The organism is Acidisoma sp. (assembly GCF_965199065.1).
Taxonomy (GTDB): domain Bacteria; phylum Pseudomonadota; class Alphaproteobacteria; order Acetobacterales; family Acetobacteraceae; genus Acidisoma.
On sequence record NZ_CBDAQN010000003.1, the window covers coordinates 755,335 to 771,116 of the forward strand.

The 15,782-nt window shown below is 63.7% G+C and carries 17 protein-coding genes and 1 riboswitch; of the genes, 12 read left to right on the forward strand and 5 right to left on the reverse strand.

Annotated features, from left to right (window positions below):
* Nucleotides 1–389 precede the first annotated feature (389 nt).
* The 10 genes from ACOEQ1_RS11630 to ACOEQ1_RS11675 all read left to right on the forward strand — a co-directional run bounded on the left by ACOEQ1_RS11630 (nucleotide 390) and on the right by ACOEQ1_RS11675 (nucleotide 7,853).
* On the forward strand, nucleotides 390–761 hold the full coding sequence (locus ACOEQ1_RS11630; RefSeq protein WP_419759413.1) for a response regulator: 372 nt from the start codon (nucleotides 390–392) through the stop codon (nucleotides 759–761).
* Nucleotides 762–1,035: 274 nt separating this feature from the next.
* A complete protein-coding gene (locus ACOEQ1_RS11635; RefSeq protein WP_419759414.1) occupies nucleotides 1,036–1,404 on the forward strand; it encodes an STAS domain-containing protein in 369 nt (122 codons plus the stop codon).
* Nucleotides 1,405–1,409: 5 nt separating this feature from the next.
* Nucleotides 1,410–1,775 carry a response regulator gene (locus ACOEQ1_RS11640; protein WP_419759415.1) on the forward strand — a complete coding sequence of 122 codons (366 nt, stop codon included), beginning with the start codon at nucleotides 1,410–1,412 and terminating at the stop codon, nucleotides 1,773–1,775.
* 15 nt (nucleotides 1,776–1,790) lie between these two features.
* Nucleotides 1,791–3,902 carry a chemotaxis protein CheA gene (locus tag ACOEQ1_RS11645; RefSeq protein ID WP_419759416.1) on the forward strand — a complete coding sequence of 704 codons (2,112 nt, stop codon included), beginning with the start codon at nucleotides 1,791–1,793 and terminating at the stop codon, nucleotides 3,900–3,902.
* A 12-nt stretch (nucleotides 3,903–3,914) separates the two neighbouring features.
* Nucleotides 3,915–4,376 (forward strand): chemotaxis protein CheW, encoded by a 462-nt coding sequence (locus ACOEQ1_RS11650; protein WP_419759417.1) that lies wholly within the window; start codon nucleotides 3,915–3,917, stop codon nucleotides 4,374–4,376.
* Nucleotides 4,373–5,245 carry a CheR family methyltransferase gene (locus tag ACOEQ1_RS11655; RefSeq protein ID WP_419759418.1) on the forward strand — a complete coding sequence of 291 codons (873 nt, stop codon included), beginning with the start codon at nucleotides 4,373–4,375 and terminating at the stop codon, nucleotides 5,243–5,245. Before ACOEQ1_RS11650 ends, ACOEQ1_RS11655 begins: the two co-directional genes overlap by 4 nt.
* Entirely contained in the window at nucleotides 5,242–6,276 is a 1,035-nt protein-coding gene (locus tag ACOEQ1_RS11660; RefSeq protein WP_419759419.1) for a protein-glutamate methylesterase/protein-glutamine glutaminase, read from the forward strand. The genes ACOEQ1_RS11655 and ACOEQ1_RS11660 overlap by 4 nt, the downstream gene beginning before the upstream one ends.
* Nucleotides 6,273–6,848 carry a chemotaxis protein CheD gene (locus ACOEQ1_RS11665; RefSeq protein ID WP_419759420.1) on the forward strand — a complete coding sequence of 192 codons (576 nt, stop codon included), beginning with the start codon at nucleotides 6,273–6,275 and terminating at the stop codon, nucleotides 6,846–6,848. Before ACOEQ1_RS11660 ends, ACOEQ1_RS11665 begins: the two co-directional genes overlap by 4 nt.
* 14 nt (nucleotides 6,849–6,862) lie before the next feature.
* Complete coding sequence (locus ACOEQ1_RS11670; RefSeq protein ID WP_419759421.1) at nucleotides 6,863–7,213, forward strand: hypothetical protein; 351 nt, start codon at nucleotides 6,863–6,865, stop codon at nucleotides 7,211–7,213.
* Nucleotides 7,214–7,358: 145 nt separating this feature from the next.
* The gene (locus ACOEQ1_RS11675) at nucleotides 7,359–7,853 is read left to right on the forward strand and encodes a chemotaxis protein CheW (protein WP_419759422.1); all 495 of its coding nucleotides are present in this window, start codon (nucleotides 7,359–7,361) and stop codon (nucleotides 7,851–7,853) included.
* A 34-nt stretch (nucleotides 7,854–7,887) separates the two neighbouring features.
* On the opposite strand, the gene ACOEQ1_RS11680 is transcribed toward ACOEQ1_RS11675, so the two are convergent.
* The 3 genes from ACOEQ1_RS11680 to ACOEQ1_RS11690 all read right to left on the reverse strand — a co-directional run bounded on the left by ACOEQ1_RS11680 (nucleotide 7,888) and on the right by ACOEQ1_RS11690 (nucleotide 10,290).
* Complete coding sequence (locus ACOEQ1_RS11680; protein ID WP_419759423.1) at nucleotides 7,888–8,790, reverse strand: alpha/beta fold hydrolase; 903 nt, start codon at nucleotides 8,788–8,790, stop codon at nucleotides 7,888–7,890.
* Nucleotides 8,791–9,021: 231 nt separating this feature from the next.
* Entirely contained in the window at nucleotides 9,022–9,591 is a 570-nt protein-coding gene (locus ACOEQ1_RS11685) for a DUF2852 domain-containing protein (protein WP_419759424.1), read from the reverse strand.
* Between the two features lie 60 nt (nucleotides 9,592–9,651).
* Complete coding sequence (locus tag ACOEQ1_RS11690; protein WP_419759425.1) at nucleotides 9,652–10,290, reverse strand: TetR/AcrR family transcriptional regulator; 639 nt, start codon at nucleotides 10,288–10,290, stop codon at nucleotides 9,652–9,654.
* 182 nt (nucleotides 10,291–10,472) lie between these two features.
* Here ACOEQ1_RS11690 and ACOEQ1_RS11695 point away from each other — a divergent pair, with 182 nt between their 5' ends.
* On the forward strand, nucleotides 10,473–12,080 hold the full coding sequence (locus ACOEQ1_RS11695) for an L-lactate permease (RefSeq protein ID WP_419759426.1): 1,608 nt from the start codon (nucleotides 10,473–10,475) through the stop codon (nucleotides 12,078–12,080).
* Nucleotides 12,081–12,118: 38 nt separating this feature from the next.
* On the opposite strand, the gene ACOEQ1_RS11700 is transcribed toward ACOEQ1_RS11695, so the two are convergent.
* Together ACOEQ1_RS11700 and thiC are read right to left on the reverse strand one after the other, a co-directional pair.
* Nucleotides 12,119–12,907, reverse strand: a complete 789-nt coding sequence (locus ACOEQ1_RS11700; protein ID WP_419760686.1) for a methyltransferase domain-containing protein — start codon at nucleotides 12,905–12,907, stop codon at nucleotides 12,119–12,121.
* Nucleotides 12,908–12,948: 41 nt separating this feature from the next.
* Complete coding sequence (gene thiC, locus ACOEQ1_RS11705) at nucleotides 12,949–14,775, reverse strand: phosphomethylpyrimidine synthase ThiC (protein ID WP_419759427.1); 1,827 nt, start codon at nucleotides 14,773–14,775, stop codon at nucleotides 12,949–12,951.
* Nucleotides 14,776–14,843: 68 nt separating this feature from the next.
* A riboswitch (TPP riboswitch) is annotated at nucleotides 14,844–15,004 on the reverse strand.
* Between the two features lie 146 nt (nucleotides 15,005–15,150).
* Here thiC and ACOEQ1_RS11710 point away from each other — a divergent pair.
* Nucleotides 15,151–15,678 (forward strand): GFA family protein, encoded by a 528-nt coding sequence (locus ACOEQ1_RS11710; RefSeq protein ID WP_419759428.1) that lies wholly within the window; start codon nucleotides 15,151–15,153, stop codon nucleotides 15,676–15,678.
* Nucleotides 15,679–15,782 lie beyond the last annotated feature (104 nt).

Sequence of the window (15,782 nt, forward strand, 5' to 3'; positions counted from 1 at the left end):
TTGACTGCCTCCCGGCTGCACGCGTTGGGACAAGGCGAAGATATGATGGCTGTCTTCGCCCTCATATGCGGACCTGTCGTAGCTGCGAAGTCTGGACTGACTTCATCAGAAACTGTCAGGACGGTTTGGCACGTTCACCGCTGCAAAAGCTTATCTCGCAGCGGAAATATCGTGCTCCTATCGGTTACCATGATCGTATGAACGAGATCCTAACGTTGCCCCGACGCAATTTATATTGCGTTAGCGAAAATTAATGGACTCTCAAAAATGAGTCTGCTTAATTCTCCGGATCACCGGCACAGTATTTTCACAATTAATGATGTAACTAGCACGGCGTCAGCAGCTGCCGCGCTGAGGCTTTGAAACAGCGGTAAAGAGGCACCAAGCCAATGGCGATGATACTGATCCTAGACGATTCGCCAGCAATGGTGATGAACCTCGCCCAAATTCTGGCAAAAGCCGGTTATGAGGTCACCACGGCCGGCAACGGCAAGGAGGGGATAGTCGAGCTTACCAACGGCCTCAAGCCAACGGTCATTCTGACTGACCTCAACATGCCGGAGATGGACGGGATCGAGTTCATCAAGGAAGCCCGCAAATCGGCCGCAACGAAATTCACCCCTATCATCGTTCTCAGCGGTGACTCGGACGGACGCAAGCGCGATGAGGCCCGTGCTGCTGGCGCCTCCGGCTGGCTCACCAAGCCGCCTCAGCCGAACCAGCTTCTCTATGTCGTCAAGCAGCTGCTTCCCACCAAATAGCGATCGCGCGGGAACGCTTCCTCGCGTTCGCTTTTCCTCGGATTCGGAACGCCGTTGATGCCAAGCTGCCGGACCGGCAGCAAGCGGTGTTGCCACCCTTCAAATGGCTCTGGATCGTTCCCGGTATGACCGGGCCAAACGACGGATCGACGATGCGTTGATCGATGCGGGCACCAGGTCCCAGCCCCTCATAGCGAGGCTCGACGAATCCGCTGTCCTCGCTTCAGAAAAAATTAGGAACAAGCAAAGTATAAAGCGATGACTGAGGCGGAGCATGAAATCACTTCTCCTCACGACGAATAGAGTGACGTCGCGTCGGAGCGGCTGCTTGCCGATCTGCAGTCGAGGTCGGGTATTGTGGAGAAAGCTTATAGAAACTTATCAGCTTCCGTCGGTGCTGGATCTCAAGGTAGCATCTTCGCTCCGGGAACAGTTTGTCGGGCGGCGGGGAACCGCATTGCGCGTCGATGCAAGCCGGGTCGAACGGCTGGGCGGCCTCTGTCTGCAGATTTTGATCGCGGCGCGGACCGCCTGGGCTGAGGACCGGCAGGATTTCATGCTTGACGACGTATCGTCGGAACTCACGGCGGTGCTTGGCACCTTTGGCTTGACGCCGCTTGCACTGAACTATCGAGAGGAATAACGCCAGTGGCCCTCACCGTTCTCACCGTTGATGACTCCCGCACTATGCGCGACATGCTCAAGCATTCCTTGGTTGCTGCCGGCTTCCGGGTTCTGCAGGCGGAGGACGGCATCGACGGCCTGGAGGTTCTGAAGACCGAGACGCCGGATGTGGTTGTCACTGACATCAATATGCCGCGCCTTGATGGGTTCGGCTTCATCGAGGCCGTGCGGCGCGATGTCGACAAGCGCGGCATGCCTGTTCTGGTGCTGACGACGGAGGCGGATGCGGAGAAGAAAAGCCGCGCCAAGGCCGCCGGCGCAACGGGCTGGATCGTCAAGCCGTTCGATCCCGTAAAGCTGGTGGATGCCATCCGCCGCGTCGCGTCCTAAGGAGAGGCCAGATCAATGGACCCGATGGCGGAGATTCGCGAGGTCTTCTTCCAGGAATGCGAAGAGCAGCTTGGGGAACTCGAATCCGGACTGCTCAAGATGCAGGCCGGGACCAAGGATGCGGAGACAGTCAACGCCGTCTTCCGCGCCGTCCATTCGATCAAGGGTGGCGCTGGCATTTTTGCGCTTGATGGTCTCGTACGTTTCGCGCACGTATTTGAGACCAGTCTCGACGCCATTCGCAGCGGCAAGATGCAGGCCGAGCCGCACGTTATGGCGCTGCTGTTGCGGGCGGCCGATGTCCTGATGGATTTGGTGAAGGCCGCCCGTAAAGGCGAAACTGTTCCTGAGAGCCGCACGCAGGGTCTGGTGGCCGAGTTCGCCGCCCTCGCCGCGAGCGGTGGTGCAAAGCCTGCGGCGGCCGCTCCCCCGCCCGCGGCCCCGCCACCCCCGATCGCTCCGGAAACGCCGAAGCGCACCTGGATCGTCCGGTTGACGCCGAACGCGGCTCTCTACGCTAAGGGCAACGAAACGGCGCTGCTTCTCCGCGAGCTGTTGAGGTTGGGTGAAGCGGAAGTCGAGATCGATACCAGCCAGCTGCCCGGCCTCAGCGATCTTGACCCGGAGGGCGCCTATCTCACCTGGACGATTACGCTGACGACCGACCGGGATGCCGCTGCGGTTCGCGAGATCTTCGAATTTGTCGAGGACGACTGCGAACTTGTTGTTTTCGAGCGTCCCGAGTTCAACTTTTTCGACGATCCGGCGCCTGAGCCCGTGGCTGAGGAGGTCGCGCCCGCAATCCCGCCGGTCAGGATCAAGCCGGAGGAGACGCTGGCGCACCCGGAGGCCGAGACTGCAGCCGCCCCTCATCCCGTCGATGTCATGGCGGCCCAGGCCGAGAATTCATCGTCGGTCAGCGCCACCATCCGTGTCGATCTCGACCGCGTCGATCGTATGATCGATCTGGTAGGCGAGTTGGTCATCACCGAGGCCATGCTGAGCCAGCGCGTGCTGGAAGCCGGCCTCGCCCGCACCTCGGCCGTCGCCATGGCCCTGGAGGAGCTCGAGGCGTTGACGCGCGAGATCCAGGACAGCGTCATGGCAATCCGCGCCCAGCCGGTCCGCTCGGTCTTCCAGCGCATGCCGCGCCTGGTGCGGGAACTCGCGATCCAGACCGGCAAACAGGTTCGCCTGGTCATGGAGGGCGAAGGCACCGAGGTCGACAAGACCGTCATCGAGCGGATCTCCGACCCGCTGACCCATATGATCCGCAACGCGATCGACCATGGGCTGGAATCACCGGCGGACAGGGTCACGGTGGGCAAGCCGGCCGAGGGGCTGGTCCGGCTCGTGGCGCTTCATCGTTCGGGCCGCATCGTGATCGAAGTGGCCGATGACGGGGCGGGCATCAACCGTCCGCGGGTGCGCGCCAAGGCGATCGAGCGTGGTCTGGTCAGCGCGGATGCGCCGCTCACCGATGACGAGATCGACAATCTGATCTTCCTGCCGGGCTTCTCGACCGCCGACACCGTTTCATCCATTTCAGGCCGTGGCGTCGGCATGGATGTTGTGCGACGCTCGGTTCAGGCCATGGGTGGGCGCATCACGATCGCCTCGCGTCCGGGGCAGGGCTCCACCTTCACGCTCAGCCTGCCGCTGACCTTGGCGGTGCTCGATGGGATGGTCGTCAGAACAAGCGAGCAGACGCTCATCATCCCGCTTGGCGCCGTGCTGGAAACGCTGCGGCCCAATACCGCGGACATCTACCCGCTCGACAGTCGCACCTCCGTTCTTGCCTTGCGCGGCGGCTACGTTCCGATCGTCGATGTCGCCGAGGTTCTGGAGTTCGGACAGAGGAGCAGCGTGCCCGAGCAATCGGTGGCTCTTCTTGTGGAAAGCGAGGGCGGCAGCCGCGCCATTCTGCTGGTGGATGAAATCCAGGGGCAGAGGCAGGTCGTCATCAAGAGCATCGAAGCCAACTATCGGGCGGTTTACGGCATTGCTGCGGCAACCGTGATGGGCGACGGCCATGTGGCGCTCATTCTCGATGTCGACGCCATCGTCTCCGTGACGCGGGACTCGGCGCGGACGGACTTTTCCCGATCCAGTCTACAAGCCCTTTAGGCGGAGCGCATCGTGACCGACGTGATCAACGCCAATTCCGAAATCCGGGAGCTCATCGCGTTCCGCGTGGGCCGCCAGGAGTTCAGCATCAACATCATGTCGGTGCGAGAAATCCGCGGCTGGACTTCCGCGACGAAGCTTCCCAAGGCGCCCCGTTACATCCGTGGCGTGATCAACCTTCGCGGCGCCGTGCTGCCCATCATCGACTTCGCGGTGCGGCTCGGTCTGCCCGCGACAGAACCGACGGCGCGCAACGTCATCATCGTGGTGCAGGTCAAGCAGAAGCAGATCGGCCTGCTGGTCGATGCCGTCTCGGACATTCTGACCCTCAATAGCGACAAGATCCAGCCAACGCCGGACATCGCTTCGGAAACAGTGACGAGCTTCCTGCGCGGCCTCATTCCGGTGGAAGGTCGCATGATCAGTCTTATCGCGCTCGATAATGTCCTACCGCCTGACGCCGCGGCCGCATGATGGGATCGCAGGGGAACGCAGTCACGGACGGGGAATTCCACCTCAGCGCCGCCGACTTCAACACCATTGCCAAAATCATTCACGATGAAGCCGGGATCGCTCTCGGAGACAACAAGGGACACCTCGTCTATTCGCGCCTCGCCAAGCGGCTGCGCGTGCTGGGTCTGGACAGTTTCCAGGAGTATTGCGAGCTCGTTACGGGCCATGATGGTGGGGTTGAGCGGCAGGCGATGATCGCCGCGCTGACGACCAACGTGACCCGGTTCTTTCGCGAGCCGCATCATTTCGAGCATCTCAAGACTTCGGTTCTGCCGCCGCTTCTGCAGAAAGCCAAGCAGGGCGGTCGCGTACGGATCTGGTCCGCTGCCTGCTCCAGCGGTCAGGAACCCTACTCCATCGGAATGAGCATTCTTTCCCTCATGCCTGATGCCGGGCGTTACGATGTGAAAATACTCGCGAGCGACATCGATCCGAACATCCTCCGCGAGGGGCAGGAAGCCGTTTATCCCGAGCAGGCCATGGAGTCTGTGTCCACAGCCCTGCGTGCCAAGTGGTTCGTCAACGCGGGGTCTGGCTCGGTCCGCGCCAACGAGGAGCTGCGTGCACTCGTCACGTTCCGCAAGCTCAACCTGATCGGGAACTGGCCGATGCAGGGGCTCTTCCACGCCATCTTCTGCCGCAACGTCGTCATCTACTTCGACGCCGAGACGCAGGCCAAAGTCTGGAGCCGCTTCGTGCCGTTACTTGAACCGGGTGCTGCACTCTACATTGGACACTCGGAGCGTATATCGGGGTCTGCCGAGCAGATGCTGCGCAGCGATGGCGTCACGACCTATCGTTCCATCGCGCGAGGGGCCTCCGCATCATGACAATTCGTGTTCTCGTTGTCGATGACTCCGCCACCATGCGGGGTCTGATCACAGCCCGGCTGCGGGCCGATCCCATGATTGAGGTCGTAGGTCAGGCTTCCGATCCGCACGACGCCCGGCAGGCCATCAAGAAGCTGAACCCCGATGTCATCACGCTGGACATCGAGATGCCGAACATGGATGGGATTGAGTTTCTCGACAAAATAATGCGTCTCCGCCCAACACCCGTGATCATGATCTCGACGCTGACGCAACGCGGCGCCGATGTGAGCTTGAAAGCGCTCGAGATCGGCGCGTTCGATTGCATCGCCAAGCCCACCGGCGGCTCGTCGGATGATTTCGACACGCTTGTCGAAAAGGTGAAGGCGGCGGCGAACTCCCGTCGCCGGTCCCGCCGTCAGGACACGGTGAGACGAGGAGCCGACGCATCGTTCATGCCCGATGACCGGATCATCGCGATCGGCGCGTCGACCGGCGGCGTGGAGGCTCTCATCGCCATTTTGTCGCAGTTCCCGCCGAACTGCCCGCCGACGGTCATCAGCCAGCACATGCCGGCGACGTTCACCCGCAGCTTCGCCTCGCGGTTGAACAACCTCTGTGCGGCATCGGTTTCCGAAGCCACGGAGGGAGCGCCGATGGAGGCCGGGCGTATATATCTGGCACCCGGCGACTTTCATCTCGAGGTGAGCGGTGCAGGCACCTACCGCTGCCGTCTCAGCGACGGTCCGAAGGTCAATGGCCACCGCCCTTCCGTCGACGTCATGTTCAGGTCCGTCCTGCGTGCTGTCGGCAGCCGCTCGATCGGCGTGATCCTGACGGGCATGGGGCGTGACGGCGCTGAAGGTCTGCTCGCACTTCGCCAGGCGGGCGCAGAGACGATCGGGCAGGACGAACAGAGTTCCGTGGTCTATGGCATGCCGAGGGTCGCGTACGAGATAGGCGCGGTGTCGAAGCAGTTGTCGCTCGAGCGGATCGGCGAGGCGCTGGTCCGGCTAGCCAATGTCCATCAAACCTCGATGCAACGCGCATGAGCCAACTCGAAGCCGATGCTGCGGGCTCCGTTCGCATCCATGTCGTGCAAGGTGAACAGCACGTCGAGAACGATCCCAAGGCCATGCTGACAACGATCCTTGGATCCTGCATCGCTGCCTGCATGTGGGATCCTGTCCGTCGCCTTGGCGGCATGAACCATTTCCTGCTGCCGGGAGAAGACAATCAGGTTCCGGAGGCCAATGCGGGTGGAAGTTCCGCGCGCTACGGAGTTCATGCGATGGAACTTCTCGTCAACGCCCTGTTGCGGCGTGGCGCGCGGCGGGAGAGCCTGCAGGCCAAGTTGTTCGGCGGCGGGCGGATGATCCGCGGCCTGACCGATATCGGGGAGATGAACGCTACCTTCGCCGAGCGTTTTCTCAAGGCCGAGGGTATTCCGGTCGTGGGTGGAAGCCTACGCGGCAACCAGGGCCGCCGCATTCAATTTTGGCCAGTCGGGGGGCGCGCACGGCAGGTTCTTCTCCGGCCGGACACGCTCACCGTTTTCCAGACCGAGTTCCAGGTCTCGGCGTCGAAGCCGCCTGCCCAGACGGGTGCAGTCGAACTGTTTTAGCGAAAGCCGCATTCATGAATCACTCGACACCACTCGTTAACATCCTCGACGCCATTGCCGAGGAAATTTCCGATCTCGGCATAGAACTGGACGAGCTACAGACCACGCTCAGCCCAGCGATGTACGAGATCGCCAAGAACGCCGACTACGTCAGGAATGTGCAGACGCTCGACCTGATGTCGCAGAGGCTTACGGCGATCTCGGCCTTCGTCTTCTCGCTCAACCTCTCCATACCGGAGACCTGCCTGGTCAACTCGTCCTCTGCCTTGAGCGAGGTCAAGCTTTCTGCTTTGGCTCAGCGTCTGACGGGTTCGGAGGAGCAGATGCCGGCCTACTGCGACTCAGGCGATGTCGATCTTTTTTAGCAACCGACAATTGGAAGCTGCAATCCTGTGCAGCCGCCATGATCCGGATTCCGGTTGATGTCACCTCTGCTTTAAGGTGTCGGCAACTCAATCTATGCATAAAGTTTGATCGTTTTGCACGCGATCAGCCATTGGGGGCTTTCTGATGCCGGCATTGACTTATGGAGCTCCGAGCACCGCAGTGGACAGGGGTAATCAACTTCTGTCCGTACGCGTGGGCGACCAGGAATTCGCCATGACGATCATGGCGATCCGGGAGATCCGTGGATGGATCGCCTCCACGCCCCTCCCCCATGCTCCGTCCTATATCAAGGGCATGATCAATCTCAGGGGCAGCGTTCTGGCCATCATCGACCTCGCTGTGCGCCTGGGGCTACAGACCCGTGATCCAACCGCTGCATCGGTCGTTGTGGTCATAGAAATGGGCGACAAGGTGGCTGGGCTCCTCGTCGACGCCGTATCGGACATCATCACCGTGACTGAGGATATGCGGCAGATGACGCCCGACACCGGGGACGCGACATCCCGCGCCTATGTCGAGAGCTTGATCATGATCAACGAGCGGATCATCGGCATCCTATCTCTGCCGATGGTCATGCCGCAGGAACCGGCGATGCGTCTCGAACTCGAAAACGCCTGAGCCAAAAACGCAGCGCCGATCGCTGTGGAGGATCCTACGCGGCCTGGGCGTCCAGCCAATGGGCCGCGTGATGATCCGCACCGGAAGGCAGCGGCTTTGCCGGGTTGCCAAGCCAATGCACGACATCCCGGGTGACGACCGCGCCAGCCACATCCCGCTGCAAAAGGTGATAGCCATCGGGGTAGAAGGCGAAAGACTGTTCGCACTCGTTTGCCGCACGTTCGCGGGTCCAGCAGGCAGCCATCGCTCTCTTCGGAACCAGCTGATCCTTGCCGCCGTAGAGGAACAACGTCGGAGCCCGCCGTTGGCCCGCCGTTGCGAGGGCCGCATCCATAAGATCCGTCAGGCCGTTCAATACCGTGATGCTGGCCGACTGGCGCCGGACTTCGGGATGCACCCGCCGGAGGGCCGCGTGATTATCAGTCGGTTTGATGCCGAGGCGATGCGCGCTCAACCGAAGCCATGGCACGGTCTTGTTCGCCCACCACAGCGACAGACGATAGGCCGCCGCCATCTCTCGCCTTCCCCAAACGGCAGGTGCACTGAGGATATAGCCATCCACGTCCAGGCCCTCGTGCCGAGCGGCCAGCACCATCAACACGGCCGCACCCATGCTTTCGCCGGCCAGGAACAGCCGGGCGCATGGAAACCGGACGCGCATCTGTGTCACCATGGTCAAGGCATCGGTTACCATGACATCGGTCCCGTGCCAGCGCCCTCGGCCGGCGGCCGCGCCGAAGCCGCGCTGATCGGGTGCGATCAAGGCTATCCCGGCATCCACGAGTTGCGACGAGGGCGCCTCCCATGCGTCGGCACTGTCATTGATGCCGTGGAGCGCGAGCACGACCGTCGCGGGTTCACCCGCCGGCAGCCATTCGCGATAAGGAAGACTGGCTCCATCCGCCATCTGGAAGGTGCCGCCCATGGCGCGCGGCACCAACGCCCGATGCTTGCCGAGGGATCGCCGTTTCTTCTGTGGAGGGGAAATGTGCGGGCCCCGGATACTCGCGTTGCTGGGGGCCGGATCATCTTGACGGTTGTAGTTAATCATCGTCCGTCATGGCTACCATCGGGCAGCCATTTCGGAAAGCACGAACATGACACGAAACTGTCACAGAGCCGTTGGCCGGATGAAGGTCAGGTAACCTTCTTCATCCGGCCCGGTTTCTTAGCCTTCCGGAGTGCGGTTGGGCTCGGGTTGCGAGGGCCGTGGCCGGCGCTCGGCCATGAACTGGTCGAATTCCGCCTTGTCCTTCGCGAAACGCAAGCGATCCAGGAACTGGGCGAACTCACCCTGTTCCTCTTCCAGTCGACGCAGAGTATCGGCCCGATACTCATCGAAGGCCCGGTTGCCGCTGGACTGCGATGACCGTGAGCCCCACCCGCCTCGGCGCCCACCCCAACTGCCGCAACCGGCGAAGTTCGCGAAGCCTTGCCCCGCTCGTTCACGTCCAAACATGTATCGCCCGATCTTCCTGTTCCAGATTGTCACGAAAAGCAGCGCCAGGCCCACCGGCCACCAGACGATAAAGCCCGTGATCGTGGCCGCGATGAGCAGCGGTCGCGAGATCGACCACAGTCCGAAATAATCCTGCCCCGGCCCGGAGCCGCCGAACCGCTCTCCATCCTCGAACGCCGGGCCGCCTGGCGACCGCCGGCCGCCCCATGGCCCCCGGCCTATTCCTGGTTGACCCATTCCTGACTGACCGTAGGCCCCTTGATTAGCCGCGCCGGACATCTTGGTTTCCCTATGTGAATGTAAGTCACATTTACATCTAAGGCGGGCGGCGGATTTTCGTCAAGGGGAATGCGTGCTTCCTGCCAGGCCCAGGCTCTGGAGATAAAGCAGCACGCCCGCCTCCAGCAGGTCTTCCGGCGACATCGGCAGTTTGCGCCGGCCGGCGTCCCCCCGTCCAAAGAGCGATGCGATGCCATGCGCCATCGCCCAGACGTGCAGCGCCACCATCAGGGCGGGGGGACGCCCCGGTTTGGGAGCCGCCGAAGCAATTGTCTCGGCGGCGCCGCGCAACACGGAGAAGGCGCGCTCGCTGGCGGTCAGCAAGCCGGGATGTGCCTCCGCATTGATCCTCGCTTCGAACATCGCGGCGTAGAAGGCCGGCTCGGTGCGCGCGAAGATGAGGTAGGCGCGGCCGATATCCTCGAACGCCTGGATCGGCTCGGGCTTGCCGTCCCGCCAGGCCTGGGCAAGGCGCAGGCTAAGCGCATCGAAGCCGCGCAGGGCTACTTCCGCCACCAGCGCCTCGGCATCGCGGAAGTGGCGATAGGGGGCGGCGGGGCTGACCCCGGCCCGGCGCGCTGCCTCCGCGATGGTGAACCCGGCCGGGCCGCTCTCGGCGATCAGCGCGATCGCGGCTTCCACCAGCGCCTCGCGCAGGTTGCCGTGGTGGTAGCCGCGCTTCTGTCCGGTCCAGCTCATGGAATGCGCTTAAGCCATGTGAAGGAGTTTTACATCCCCCACATCCACGTCCCGCGCACGCAATCCTTGCGCATGCGCTTGCGGAGTGGGCGGCAGTCTGTATCGTCGCTCCAGGCGCACGCCGTGAGCCCCAAGAAGAGTCGCGCCGATCCGGATGCGGCAGCCGAGGAGACGAGCCGCAGATGTTCCACCAGTTGCTGACACCCATCGGCGGCAGCCTTGGCTTGTCTTTCGTCATAGGCGCGTTGCCGATCATCGTCGTGCTGGTGCTGCTCGGCGTGCTGCGCCGTCCCGGCTGGCAGGCGGCTCTGGCGGGTCTCGTGGTTGGCCTGCTCGTCGCGATCATCGGTTGGCACGTGCCCGCGGGCATCGCGATCGACGCCGCGGTCGCCGGCGGCGTTTTCGCCCTCTGGCCGATCATGTGGATCGTCGTCGCCGCCCTCACGATCTACAACGTCGCTGTCGTCTCCGGCCGCTTCGACGCCTTCCGGGACTGGATCCTGGAGCATCTCCCCGACGACCGGCGCGTCGTGCTCATCGTGCTGGGCTTCTGCTTCGGCGCCCTGCTGGAGGGCATCGCCGGCTTCGGAACGCCGATCGCGATCATCTCCTCCGTCCTCATCATGATCGGCTGGGCGCCGCTCGAGGCTCTGACATACACGCTGATCTTCGACACCGCGCCGGTGGCCTTCGGAGCGCTCGGCGTGCCCGTCACGGTCCTCGGCACCGTCACCCATCTGCACGATGTGACGCTCGCACAGATGGTCGGGCGCCAGTTGCCGCTCTTTGCATTTTTCCTGCCTTTTTATGTCATGTTCGTGTTTGGCGGCATGCGGTCCCTGCGCGCGCTGGCGCCTTTTCTCTTCGTCGCCGGCGGGAGTTTTGCGATCACGCAGTTCATCACCGCGAACTTCATCGACTACCGGCTGACGGACGTCCTCGCCTCGTTGGTATCGCTCATCCTGTCGATCGGGTTCCTCCAGGTGTGGCGTCCGGTCCCCGATCCGCGCTTTGCGATGAAGCACCTGGATTCCGCGCAGGGCCGCCTGTCGACGATCTCGGGCTGGCAGGGCTGGCTTCCCTGGGCGCTGGTCTCGGCGGTCGTCATTGTCTGGACGAGCTTCAAGATCTTCGCCATTGCCGAGCATAAAATCCCTTGGCCGGGCCTCAACAACGCGGTCTTCATCACGCTCTACAACAAGCCCTATGGCGCGGTCTGGGACTTCCAGCCGCTTGCGACCGGCACCGCAATCTTCGTATCGGCGGTGCTCACGGCGCTCCTCCTCCGCGTCAGTCTGAGAGACTTCTTGAGCTGTTTCCTCCGCACCTTCGTGCAGCTGCGCTTCGCCATCGTCACCGTCGCCTTCATCATCGCCCTCGCCTACGTGATGAACTACGGCGGCATGACCTACACGCTCGGCAAGGCGGTCGCCTCGCTCGGCGGCATCCTGTTTCCCATCGCCTCCGCCTTCCTCGGCTGGATCGCGGTTTTTCTCTCGGGTTCGGATACCTCCGGCAACGCGCTCTTCGGCAACCTCCAGGTCGTCGCCGCCAATCAGCTGGGGCTCAACCCGGTGCTGTTCGCGGCGACCAACTCGTCGGGCGGCGTCATGGGCAAGATGATCTCGCCGCAGAACATCGCCACCGGCGTTTCCGTGACCGATCTCGTCGGCCAGGAGGGCACGGTCTTCAGGCGAACCTTCAAGCACAGCGTCTTCCTGACGCTGCTCGTCGGCATCCTGGCGTTGCTGCAGCAGTACGTCCTGCCGTGGATGATTCCAGGCCACTAGCACCTGACGGCTTGGCGGGCGGCTCTGGTCGGAGACATCTACCCGGGGCGACGGGCCATCAGCGCGGTCGTCGCCACCACCTCGCCCAGGTTCCCTGAGGGAGCCAGCCGCCCGATGAGGTCGGTCAGTTCCCGCAGGAGGTCGTCCGCCCGCGTGCCGAGCCGCCCGCGTGAGGTGGAGGACATCGATAACGCCCGGTTCAGCAGACCCGCCGCGGTCAGCCGGCGACGTTCGATCACCGATATCTCTTCGATCCGGCAAAACGCGGACCTCAGCAGCAATGCGGTATGGGATATCCACCCGGGCCCTCGCCGGCGCTGGCGTTCCTCGTCCTCGGCATAGCGCTCGATCACGGCGCTGTATTCTTTGCGCCAAGCGTTCTCGGGCACGTCCGGATGGCTATCCCGGAACAGAACCACCGATCCGTCCGGCTCCACGATCTCATCCAGTCTCCGCAGCGTGTCGACCCGGTCCATCCAGTGAAAGGACCGCCCCATCGTGACCAGACCGAAGCGGCCGAGGTGAGGTCCGATGTCGTAGGAACTTGCCTCGATCCACAACGCATTTTCGGGGCCGCCCCCGCGCGCGAGCCGCAGCATCTCCGGCTCAGGATCGATGCCGACCACTTCGCTGACGAAGGGCGCGAAGGCGCGCGCCAGTTGGCCGGGCCCGCAGCCGAGATCGAGCACCCGATCTTCGCGCGTCACTTCGCACAGCTGGATGACGCGCTCGATGGCGCGTGGAGCGTAGCCCGGCCGGCCGGCGAGGTAGTGGTGGGCCGCCGTCCGGAAACGCCTGGGCTGAAAAGGCACCGCCTCGATTATCATCGTCACGCCAAACCTCACCGCCATAAGCGGATGAGACTACGCTATTCCGCGGGCGCCGGCACGTAGAGCACGTGGCCGCTCGCCCGGAACTCCTCGCTCTTCCCCTCCATTCCTGCAATCCGCGCGGCATCCGCGCGCAGATCGTGGGAGATGCGCATCGAGCAGAATTTCGGCCCGCACATCGAGCAGAAATGCGCGGTCTTGTGCGCCTCCTTGGGCATCGTCTCGTCATGGAAGGAGCGTGCCGTGTCGGGGTCGAGCGCGAGGTTGAACTGGTCCTGCCAGCGGAACTCGAACCGTGCCCGGCTGATCGCGTCGTCCCGTAGCCGCGCCGCCGGATGTCCCTTGGCGAGATCGGCCGCGTGTGCGGCGATGCGGTAGGTGATGACGCCGGTCTTCACGTCGTCGCGGTCCGGCAGGCCGAGATGCTCCTTCGGCGTGACGTAGCAGAGCATCGCTGTCCCGAACCAGCCGATCATCGCGGCGCCGATCGCCGAGGTGATGTGGTCGTAGCCCGGCGCGATGTCGGTCGTCAGCGGCCCGAGCGTGTAGAACGGCGCCTCGCCGCATTCGCGCAGCTGCTTCTCCACGTTCACCTTGATCTTGTGCATCGGCACATGGCCCGGCCCCTCGATCATGACCTGGCAACCGCGCGCCCAGGCGATCCTCGTCAGCTCGCCCAGCGTCTCCAGCTCCGCGAACTGGGCCGCGTCGTTGGCGTCGGCGATCGATCCCGGACGCAGGCCGTCGCCCAGCGAGAAGGACACGTCGTAGCGGCGCATGATGTCGCAGATTTCGCCGAAGTGCTCGTAGAGGAAGCTCTCCCGATGATGCGCGAGGCACCAGCGCGCCATGATCGAGCCGCCCCGAGAGACGATCCCGGTGACGCGCCGCGCCGTCAGCGGCACATGCTGCAGGCGCACGCCGGCATGGATGGTGAAGTAGTCGACGCCCTGCTCCGCCTGCTCGATGAGGGTGTCGCGGAAGATGTCCCAGGTCAGCTTCTCGGGCTCGCCGCCGACCTTCTCGAGCGCCTGGTAGATCGGCACGGTGCCGATGGGCACGGCGGCGTTGCGGAGGATCCAGCCGCGGATGTTGTGGATGTTGCGCCCCGTTGACAGGTCCATGACCGTGTCGGCGCCCCAGCGCGTCGCCCAGACCAGCTTCTCGACCTCGTTCGCGACCGAGGAGGTGACGGCGGAATTGCCGATGTTGGCGTTCACCTTGACCAGAAAGTTGCGCCCGATGATGACGGGCTCAAGCTCCGGATGATTGATATTGGCCGGAATGATGGCACGACCGGCGGCAATCTCCTCCGCCACGAATTCGGGCGTGATGAAGTCCGGGATGCTGGCGCCGAAGTCCTCGCCATCGGCGCGGCGTTCGGCGGCGCCTTCGGCGGCCTTGACGCGGCCCAGGTTCTCGCGATGGGCGACGTAGCGCATCTCCTCGGTGATGATGCCGGCGCGGGCGAACTCAATCTGCGTCACCATCAGGCCATCGACGCCGGCGAGCACGGCGCGCTCTGCGGGACAAGGCTGAACGAGGCCGGCCGGAGACACGAAGCCATTATCCCCGGGCTGGACCACGCGCGGGGTGACGGTCGTGAAGCCGCGCCGCGCGATCCAGTCCCCGCGGACCGAGGGCAAGCCCGCGGCGAGGTCGATCGTCGTCTCGGGATCGGTAAATGGGCCGGAGGTGTCATAGACCCGCACTGGCTCTTCCCGGGCCGACGGATCGAGCGCGATTTCGCGGTAGGGCACCCGCAGACCGGGAAAGCCGTCCGGCGCGGAATAGCACTTTCGCGAGCCGGTGATTGCGCCGGTCGTGACGGTGACGGGAATGGGGGCGGAAAGGTTATCGGGCATTGCACATCTCCTCGCCGGGCACAGGAGATGGGGGCGGAAGAACGCGGAGCCCCTGAAAACCGCAGCGGGGACCTCTTCCGTACCAGTCCCTCCGCCGGCATGATCCGGATCAGGTTCCCCGGACAGCGCCTCGCGAGAGGCCTGTTGCCGGCAGGGTCACCGCGCCGCGTCATCCAAAGATGACCTAGCGGTATCTCAGCCCCTTGCCGGGGCTCCCCTTGGTGAAGCCAGCATTGCGGCTGGGCGCGCTCCCTGTCAACCGGCGCCAATCGGTCACACGAACCGGTGCAACGCCCGACAAGAAGCGGCGAGCCCGGTTTTAAATCCTCCGCCGGACGGCATCTGCTGTCGCGTGAGCCTTATGAGGATCAAGCCATGGCCGAAGCCGTTCGCGTCGCCGCCGCTCTGCACGCCACGAACCGCGAACGAGGCTTCCCCCTGCCTCAGCCTGGCGGGTGCCGCTGCGGCCGCGTGCGTTACCGCGTGACGGAGGCGCCGGTTTTCACGCTGGCTTGCCACTGCACCGACTGTCAGCACCTTTCGGCAAGCGCGTTCTCTCTGGGCATGGTCGTGCCGAGAGGCGGCCACGTCATCACGGATGGGCGCGATGCGCTTCGCTGCTGGAGCAAGACCGGCGGCAGCGGCAAGGAGAGCCGGCAGTTCACCTGCGCCGCCTGCGCGACCTGGCTTTACACCGAGGCGGACAGCGCCGCCGCCTTCACCATCGTCAGGCCAGGCTCGCTCGACGATCATCGGTGGTTCAGGCCGATCGCCCAGATCTTCACCCGCAGCGCGCTGCCTTGGGCGCTGAAGCAGCTTCAGTTCAGCTACGAGACCGAATTCGATGATCCGGGTCCGATCCGTCAGGCCTTCGCGAGCAGCGGGATCCGGCCTGGCGCGTAGACGGTTCCCCCCAAGGCGCTTTGTGTGGAAGGTTTGACCTAGCGAACGGCGGCGCAACGCGGGAGTGCGTTGTCCCCGCCCGCCCCACCGCTCGGTTAGTGCCA